We start from the raw sequence: 8,212 nt of genomic DNA, 5'->3' as shown, positions 1-8,212 counted from the left end.
GGCGTTGGACAGCGTGATGGTATCAGGGCGCGATGGTGTTACCGGGGCGCGGCAGCGTGGGACGATAGGATTTTCGGCGATCCGGGGCGGCGATATCGTGGGCGAACATGACGTGATCTTTGCTGCGGATGGCGAGCGGATCGTGCTGCGCCATGTGGCGACCGACCGCACGGTGTTTGCCCGAGGTGCGATCCGCGCTGCGATCTGGGGGCAAGGCAGGAAACCGGGGCAATATGACATGATGGATGTGCTGGGGCTTTGACCGGCGCAACGAATTGGCCATCATGACCCGGTGATCCAGCCGCTTGCGCGACGCGTATGAGTCCAAGCCGTGTGACTTTGGGAGGGTGAAATGATCCGTTATCTTGCAGCTTTTGCCCTTGGGGTGAGTGTCACAGCCCCCGTCGCCGCCGACGATTTTGCCGAAGTTCGCGACAAATCGCAGTTCATGTCATTGGTTGAGGGCCGTGATCTGCGGATCGGGCTGTATAACCTGACGCTGAACGTGCTGCCCGATGGCCAGATTACTGGCCGCGCACTGGGTTGGGACATCACCGGGTCGTGGGATTGGCAGGACGGCTATTTCTGCCGCGAGATGGACTGGAGCGGCATGGAAATCGACTACAATTGCCAGCTGGTCGAGACGCGGGGCGGTGAGGTCCTGCGTTTTACCGTTGATCGTGGCGCAGGCGATTCCGCCTCGTTCAAGGTGCGCTGAGCCTTAGAAGACGACCGCTAGAAGTCGACAGCGAGGCCCTTCTTTTCCCAATCGCCGTAACGCACGGGTTCTGGCCCGTCCCGTCCGCCAAGTTCCTTTGGCAGGGGTTTGGCGGCTGCTTTTCGCCGTTCCTCCGCCTCGGTCAGGGCGCGCTGGGCTGCGGGGGGCAGGTCTTTGGGGTCCATCAGGCGTTCCTTGTGCCGCTTCATCTGGTGATATACGCCGCTGGCGACAAGCAGCAAGGGGAACGGTATGGCCGAAGGTGTGGCCGCGCGCGCGGCAGCGGTGGAACTTTTGGGTGCGGTGCTCGGCGAAGGCCGGATGCTGGCCGATCTGCCGGAGCCGGAGCTGCCGCCAAGCGAGCGGGCGCGGGCGATGCGGCTGGCTGCCGATGTGCTGCGGCATCTGGAACCGGCCGACAAGGTGTTGTCGCGGCATCTGCGCAAGGCGCCGCCACTGCTGGCGATGAATGTGCTGCGATTGGCGGTGGTGGAGCGCGCGATGGGTGCCCCGGCGCATGGCGTGGTGAACGCGGCGGTCGAAATGGTGCGGCGCGGCAACCGGACCGGGCATCTGGCGGGGCTGGTGAACGCCGTTCTACGCGCCACCATGCCCGAAGCCGCGCCAAGGGCTGAGCCTGAGGCTGGGCTAGAGACTGGGCCTGAGACTGGGCCTGAGAAGACCCTTTTCGATGGATTGCCGCCACAACGGATGCCACGCTGGTTGCGCCAGCCGCTGGTCCATCTGCACGGGCGCGAAGCGGTGGAGCGAATCGAGGCGGTGCAGGCCGGGCATCCACGTGTCGATCTGACGTTGCGGGCGGGGAGGGTGGTCCCCGAAGGCGAAGTGTTGCCAACTGGCAGTCTGCGGCTGGCGGAGGGTGGGCAGTTGACCGCCCTGCCCGGCTTTGCCGAAGGGGCGTGGTGGGTGCAGGACGCCGCTGCCGCACTGGTCGCGCGGATGGTCGGCGCACAGCCGGGAGAGCGGGTGCTGGATCTGTGCGCTGCACCGGGCGGCAAGACGATGCAACTGGCCGATACCGGGGCCAAGGTGGTGGCGCTTGATATCTCGGGCCCGCGGATGGCGCGGGTGGCGGAGAACCTCGTGCGGACCGGGCTGAAGGCGGAACTGGTGATCGCGGACGCCTTGCAATGGGAGCCGGAGGAGCGGTTTGACGCGATCTTGCTGGACGCGCCGTGTTCGGCCACCGGCACGATCCGGCGGCACCCGGACCTGCCGTTCGTGAAGGACGGGTCGGAATTGCCGGGGCTGGTCGCGCTGCAGGCGACGCTGATCGACCGGGCCTTGGGATGGCTGAAGCCGGGGGGGCGGCTGGTGTTTTCCACCTGTTCACTGCTGCCCGAAGAGGGTGAGGCGCAGCTTGCCGCAGCCTTGGCGCGGCATCCGGGCCTGCGGGTGGAGCAGGTGGCACTGCCGGGGGTGGCGCCGGAGTGGTGGACCGATGGCGGAGGCCTGCGGCTGCGGCCGGATTACTGGGCCGAGCGCGGCGGGATGGACGGGTTCTTCATGGCGCGGCTGAAGGTGGCTTCGGTGCCATAGCCTGCCGCCTCGGCGATGATGGCGATTGGTCGGGTCGTGGTGCCAAGATCGACCGAGGCGAGGTGAAGCCGCCAGCCCCGCAGCTAGCGGATCGGGGCAGTGGTGAGCAGGGTTTCAAAGCGGCGTGACAGCGCGGAGCGGGACGGGCGGCTGGCGGTTGCAAGGGTGTCCAACGTCCAGTCGCGGCGCGGATCGGCGCGAATCAAGGCAAGGCAGCGACCAACCGCAGGACCTGCAATGGCTGCAAGCCAGCCAGTGGGGCCGGAAGCCGGGGTCTGAAACTGGCGGCGCAGCAGTTCAAGGAACGCGACTTCGGTCAGGCGTTCCAGAACAGAAGGCCCGCCGGGTTGCGGTTGATCCACCTCGGTCACGATCTGGGCGATGGTGGCGGCGGGCCAGTCGGTCTGACCCGCCGTTGCGGTGCGGACATGAAGGAATGTGGGCAGGGCATTGCGCAACGGCGCAAAGGGCATCGCGTCGCATTGCACATAGCCGCACAGGATGCGGACCTGCGGGCCTGCATCCGGGGAGCGCAGGATCGGGATGGTGGCCCAGGGGTGCGCCGGCAGATCGCCGCCCGGGTCGATCAGCCGCACGCCGGCACCGCCGCCAAGCACATGCGGCGTGCCGAACGGGACTGCGGCGATATCGCCCGGTTCAAGGCGGCTGCCGATGCCAGCAAGATCGACCCCGCATGACCCGGCTGCAAAGATGTGAAAACCCATCGCGTCCTTTGGCCGCCAAGGTGCCGGGGTGGCATCGGTGGTCCAGTCACCGGACGGCATGAAGCAATACTGTAGCGAGCCAGAAATGCGGATGCGGCGCACGGCCTCGGACAGCAGGTCTGCGGTGGCGGGACTTCCGATCAAGTTTTTCGGTGAACCGGCCAAAGACTTCGTCCCCCCGGGCAGCAATAAGCCCGCATCGACTTTCCAAGAGGCATTTGCACGGAGGATATCATGACGGGCGAGACAGACAAACTGGTGGTGATGATCACCAACGGGATTGCCTCGGAGTTGTCTTCGGCGGGGTTCACGATAGCCAATGGCTGGATCACGGCGGGGGCGGCGACGCTGACGTTCTGAGGCGTTGCGCTTGCCGCAAAGGGCGGGGGGTTTCACACCCCCCGCACCCCCCGTGGGATATTTGGCGAAGAGGAAGCACTTTTGGTGCGCTTACCCCAGTCAGGGGTTTGGCGGAAACATCCGGTAGTAGAGCCAGTCCGGCAGGGCATTGGAGCCACGGAAGAGCCAGCTGAACACTGTGGGGAAGCTGATCTTGAAGCGGTTGCTTTGCATGTGATCGAACATGAACCGGGCGGCGGCTTCGGGGTCCATGATGAACGGCATGGAGAAATCGTTCTTTGCGGTCAGGCGGGTCTTGATGAAACCGGGGTTGGCAAGCTGCACCGTAATGCCGCTGCGGCGCAGGTCGGCATACAGCGATTCGGCCAGCACCATCGTGCCTGCCTTGGAGGCGGCATAGCCGATGGCACCCGGCAGGCCGCGAAAGCCGGACAGCGAGCCGGTGATCACGACATGGCCGGTGCCACGCGCGACCATCGCGGGAAGGACCGCGCCCACGACGCGGGCGCAGCCGGTGAAGTTGATGTTGCACATCGCTTCGACCTGGTCGGCGTCCCATGCTTTTGCATCGACCGGCCAATAGACCCCGGCCAGAAACACGACGCCGTCGATGGCACCGAGGCTGACCGCAGCGGCGCGCACGCTGTCGGCGGAGCCTACGTCGACGGGAAGGGCGGTGGCTTTGCCGGGCAGGCTGGCGACAGCGGCGGCAAGGGTGTCAGGGTTGCGGGCGGAGAGGATCAGCTCGGCCCCGGCGCGGCTCATCTTTTGGGCGAGGGCCAGGCCGAGGCCTTCGGAGGCACCCACCAGCCAGTAGCGTTTGGCGTTGAAATCCCTCATGTCGCGGCCACCGGGATGCGGCGCATGGTGGCGACCAGTTCGGCGACCTTGATGCCGAACTTGGTGAATTGCGAGCGGTTGATGATGGTGCCGTTTTCCATGAGGTACATCCAGTCGGTCACATCGAGCACATGCCCCCCCGCCTCGGGCGTCAGGCGGATCCGGTAGCGCAGCACCACGCCGGAGCCTTCGGCGCGGCCGGAGGCGTGGCCAAGAACGTCGGGCGCAGTCGCCTCGATCGCGCCGTCATTGCCGAGCCGCATTGTCCAGGCGCGGTCTTGCACGGTGCCGCTGTCATAACGGAACGTTTCGGACAGGACGCCGGAGTTGCCGTCCCATGTGCCGTGCATGTCGGCCACAAAGCGCGAGGTGACGCGCCCGGTGGGGCCGTAGATCAGCCCTTCGCACTGGATCGGGCCGCTGAGGTGCTGGCGCAGGTCGAACTGCGGGCCAAGGTCTTTGTAATCGGACGGGCGTTGCGCGCGGAACGAGGCAAAGGCGGTCCGCAGATACAGCAGGGCCAGGGTCAGCAGAACGCCAAACAGGGCGGCGGCAAGGGGCGTCATGGCGAGAGGCCTTCTTTGGGTTCGGGCACCGAGGTGCGGGCAAGCAGGGTGATGGCCGTTATCTTCAATACGCAAGGCAGGGCAGCATAGATCAAACTGAGGGTCAGAAGGGCGGTTTCGGTGTTCACCGCGCCGGGTTTGAAGCCAGCCCGGTCGAGGATCGGAAGCAAGGTGGCGGCGGCAAGCGCCAGCGCGAGTTTCGACACGAAGGACCAGAGGCCGAAGGCGGCCGCCTCGCCGCCCTGACCGATTTGTGACAGGCGGCGGGCGAAGATGGCGGGAAGCAGGGTGAGGTCGGCGCCAAGGGCGGCGCCTGACGCGGCGCAGATGATGGCAAAGGCAATGGCGTCGCCTGGGCCAAGAAGGGTGGTCCACAGGAACGCCATGATGGCGAGGGTCATCGCGGCGAGGAGCGTTCGCTTTGCCCCGTAGCGCCGGGCAAGGGTGCTCCACCCCGGGGTGGAGGCGGCGGCGGACAAGAAGACCAGCAGGAGCAGCGGTCCTTCCCAGCCGGGTGCTGCAAGCCGGCTTTCGACAAAGAACAGGAACAGGGTGGAGGTGACGGCGACCGGTGAGGCGTTCAGCAGTGCGATCAGCAACAGGCGGCGGGCCAGCGGATCCGCCAAGGCGGGGCGGAACAGGGCGAAGGGGCTGGAGGGCGGCAGCGGCGTACCCCTGCCCCAGTTGTTGCGCATCGCCAAAGTGGCGACGAGAGCGAGGGCCACGAAAGCCGCAGCGAAGGTGGCAAACGGATTGCCGGTCAGGCCGGCCAGCGCCACCGGGGCCACTGCCGCAAGCGAGACGCCAAGCAACGAGCCGCCCTCGCGCCAGCCGGCGAGGCGGATGTGGCCACCGGGGCCAAGCTCGGCCGCTTTGGCGACGCCTTCGGCGTAAAAGCAGATGGTGAGGAAGGAAAAGCTGGAGAACAGGCCGGTGAGCGTGAGGGCGAACCACAGCAACGGGGCCACCGGCGGTGTGACGGCGAACAGGCCGACCATCGACAGCGCCATGATCGACGCGGCAAGCGCCACCCAAAGGGCACGCGTGCGGCGCCCCACCTCGGCCAACCAGCCAAGAACGGGGTCCTGCACCACGTCAAACAGCCGCAAGAGCGCAAGCACAATGCCCAGCGAGCCAAGCGACACCCCATAGGTATCGACATAATACTTCGGCGCATGGATGTAGATCGGCAGGCCAGCCGACGCGATCAACGCGGCAAACAATGACCATGCCGGGAGGCCAGCTGGCGCAGGGGCATGGGTCTGCATCAGGAGACGTCTTCACCGGGCGGCAAGGGACGGTTGCGAAACTTGACCCCCTTCAGCGCCAGTTTCAGGGCTTGCCAGTGGATCAACGCCAGTACCCGGCGCGATCCGAACGGTCGGCGCAGCCAGGTGGCGAGAATGCCGGTGTTGGTCAGCGGCACGCGCGGGCCGATCAGGTTGGTGAATAATCCACCGGACTGGCCACCGGACTGGGTGGTGTAGTCGATCCAGATCGCCACGCGGTCGGCGCGGATGTCGAACCGGAAGGCATAGCTGCCTTCAACCGGCTGAAACGGTGAGACGTGAAAAATCTTGCGGGCGCGGAGGGTGTCTTCACGGGTGATCGGCGCGTTATCGTCGCGGTGGCACAGGTAGGAATGCCGGTCACCGTAGGTGTTGGATACTTCGGCAATTGCGCTGCGCAAATGACCAAGGTGATCATAACAGAGCCAGAAGCTGACCGGGTTGAAGACATGGCCCATCACCCGCGGCTGGGCCAGAAGGAGGATGCGCTGGGGGGCGTCAATGCCATGTTCAGCCAGTACCTCACGCACCCAGGCGGTGCCCCTGCCCTGCCCCGGCACGCCGCCATGATCGGCATCATGGACCGATATCAGGTTGCGGGCGTTGCGGGAAAACAGTGCCGGGCCGGTCGCATGGTCGGGGTCCAGCAGCAGGTAATCGACGGAGTATCGGAAGGCGTTCTTCACGGCACCCTTGCGGCCATGAAACGTCTCGCCGCTGATCCGTTCGACCTGCATCAGGCGGCCTGTCGCGCGGGTGCGCGCGCCATCGCTTCGACCACGTCGACCGCAGAGGCAAAGCCGTCTTCGTGAAAGCCGTTGCGCATCCACGCGCCGCAGAACCAGGTGGACAGGGTGCCGTTCATTGCGCGGATGCTTTCCTGTGCGGCCAGTGCTGCCACATCAAATACCGGATGATGGAAGGTATTCACATCATGGATCAGGTTTTCGCGGATCGGGCGGGTCGAGTTGAGCGTGATGAACAGCGGGTCGTCCTGCGGGATTGGCTGCAGGGAGTTCATCCAGTAGGTCAGGTCGATCTTGGCACCGGGGCCGCCTTTCGGTTCGACATAAGACCAGCTGGACCAGACTTTGCGCGACTTCGGCATCATCGAGGTGTCGGAATGCAGGATCGCCTGGTTCGGCTGATACTTCACCGCGCCCAGAGTAGCCGTTTCCGCCGGGGTCGGATCGGCGAGAAGTTTCAGGGTGACGTCCGAATGGGTGGCAAAGACCACATCGTCAAACAGCTCCCACTCGCCACCTTGGGCGCGGACCTGCACCGACCCGTCTTCGCGCCGGACCCCGGCAATCGGGGCGGACAGTCGGATGTCGACACCTTGCGCCTGCATGGCCGTTTGCAAGCGGCGGACATATTCGACCGAGCCGCCCTTCACGGTATACCACTGATGTTGGCCGTCGTAGCCGAGCAGCGCATGGTTGCGGAAGAACCGCACCAGCGCCTGCGCGGGAAAATCGAGAATGCCCGACAGCGGGGTGGACCAGATCGCGCCGGAGAAGGGCGTGATGTAATGGTCGCGGAACCACGGGCCGGTGCCAAGCTGGGCCAGAAGATCGCGGATCGTCATGCCGGGGTCGGTGGCATTGGCTTCGGCATGTTTGTTGAAGTGCACGATGTCGCGGATCATGCGAAGAAAGGCAGGGCGCAGCAGATTGCGGCGCTGCGCAAAGATCGCGTCCAGTGACGCAAGGCCATATTCGATGCGACCGCCGTCGATGGACGCACCAAAGCTCATCGTGCTTTCGGTGACCGGGACGGCAAGTTTCTCGAACAATTTCACCAGATGCGGATAGTTCACCCGGTTGTAGACGATAAAGCCGGTATCGACCGGCTGATCGCCCCGCTTGCCAGCCAGCACGGTGCGCGCGTGGCCGCCAAGGCGCGGTTCGGCCTCATACAGCACGACAGCATGCTGATCGGCCAGAAGATGCGCCGCCGCCATGCCCGATATGCCCCCACCGATGACTGCGATGCGACGGGGGGCTTGGCCAGGAGTCTCGAATGGCATTTAGCGGCTTTCCAGTTCTGTTCTTGATGGTTTACGGGCGGTATCGCCGATCAGATCACCTTCGCCGGTCTGCACCGCCTTGTTCCCCTGTCCACAAGACTTCTTCTGCCGCAGTGATCCGCCCG

Annotated in this window: 11 protein-coding genes; 4 read left to right on the top strand and 7 right to left on the bottom strand. The window is 65.3% G+C overall.

Annotation, left to right across the window (positions count from 1 at the left end):
• Positions 1-262: dihydrodipicolinate reductase C-terminal domain-containing protein (locus RMO18_RS08600; RefSeq protein ID WP_309665255.1), on the top strand; the 262-nt coding region annotated here is incomplete at its 5' end.
• Between the two features lie 90 nt (positions 263-352).
• Positions 353-718, top strand: coding sequence for a dihydrodipicolinate reductase (locus RMO18_RS08595; RefSeq protein WP_309665254.1), 366 nt, complete (start codon positions 353-355; stop codon positions 716-718).
• A 17-nt stretch (positions 719-735) separates the two neighbouring features.
• Here RMO18_RS08595 and RMO18_RS08590 read toward each other — a convergent pair whose 3' ends face one another.
• Positions 736-903, bottom strand: a complete 168-nt coding sequence (locus RMO18_RS08590; RefSeq protein WP_309665253.1) for a DUF1674 domain-containing protein — start codon at positions 901-903, stop codon at positions 736-738.
• 67 nt (positions 904-970) lie between these two features.
• Between RMO18_RS08590 and RMO18_RS08585 the strand changes: the two genes are divergently transcribed.
• Positions 971-2,278, top strand: coding sequence for a transcription antitermination factor NusB (locus RMO18_RS08585; protein WP_309665251.1), 1,308 nt, complete (start codon positions 971-973; stop codon positions 2,276-2,278).
• A gap of 83 nt (positions 2,279-2,361) precedes the next feature.
• Here the strand turns inward: RMO18_RS08585 and RMO18_RS08580 are convergent, their stop codons facing one another.
• A complete protein-coding gene (locus RMO18_RS08580; RefSeq protein WP_309665250.1) occupies positions 2,362-3,147 on the bottom strand; it encodes a cupin domain-containing protein in 786 nt (261 codons plus the stop codon).
• A 90-nt stretch (positions 3,148-3,237) separates the two neighbouring features.
• Here RMO18_RS08580 and RMO18_RS08575 point away from each other — a divergent pair, with 90 nt between their 5' ends.
• The gene (locus RMO18_RS08575) at positions 3,238-3,363 is read left to right on the top strand and encodes a hypothetical protein (RefSeq protein ID WP_309665248.1); all 126 of its coding nucleotides are present in this window, start codon (positions 3,238-3,240) and stop codon (positions 3,361-3,363) included.
• Positions 3,364-3,462: 99 nt separating this feature from the next.
• Here the strand turns inward: RMO18_RS08575 and RMO18_RS08570 are convergent, their stop codons facing one another.
• Genes RMO18_RS08570 through RMO18_RS08550 form a run of 5 tightly spaced genes read right to left on the bottom strand, consistent with a single transcriptional unit; the run spans position 3,463 to position 8,087 of the window.
• Positions 3,463-4,203 (bottom strand): SDR family NAD(P)-dependent oxidoreductase, encoded by a 741-nt coding sequence (locus RMO18_RS08570; RefSeq protein ID WP_309665246.1) that lies wholly within the window; start codon positions 4,201-4,203, stop codon positions 3,463-3,465.
• Entirely contained in the window at positions 4,200-4,769 is a 570-nt protein-coding gene (locus tag RMO18_RS08565) for a DUF3833 domain-containing protein (protein WP_309665245.1), read from the bottom strand. Before RMO18_RS08565 ends, RMO18_RS08570 begins: the two co-directional genes overlap by 4 nt.
• Positions 4,766-6,037: an MFS transporter gene (locus RMO18_RS08560; RefSeq protein WP_309665244.1), complete on the bottom strand. Its 1,272-nt coding sequence runs from the start codon at positions 6,035-6,037 to the stop codon at positions 4,766-4,768. Before RMO18_RS08560 ends, RMO18_RS08565 begins: the two co-directional genes overlap by 4 nt.
• Positions 6,037-6,795, bottom strand: a complete 759-nt coding sequence (locus RMO18_RS08555) for a DUF1365 domain-containing protein (RefSeq protein ID WP_309665243.1) — start codon at positions 6,793-6,795, stop codon at positions 6,037-6,039. Before RMO18_RS08555 ends, RMO18_RS08560 begins: the two co-directional genes overlap by 1 nt.
• Positions 6,795-8,087: an FAD-dependent oxidoreductase gene (locus RMO18_RS08550; RefSeq protein WP_309665242.1), complete on the bottom strand. Its 1,293-nt coding sequence runs from the start codon at positions 8,085-8,087 to the stop codon at positions 6,795-6,797. Before RMO18_RS08550 ends, RMO18_RS08555 begins: the two co-directional genes overlap by 1 nt.
• Between the last annotated feature and the right edge of the window lie 125 nt (positions 8,088-8,212).

The organism is Tabrizicola sp. (assembly GCF_031377265.1).
GTDB lineage: Bacteria > Pseudomonadota > Alphaproteobacteria > Rhodobacterales > Rhodobacteraceae > JAUYQR01.
This window is presented reverse-complemented; position numbering and strand designations above follow the sequence as displayed.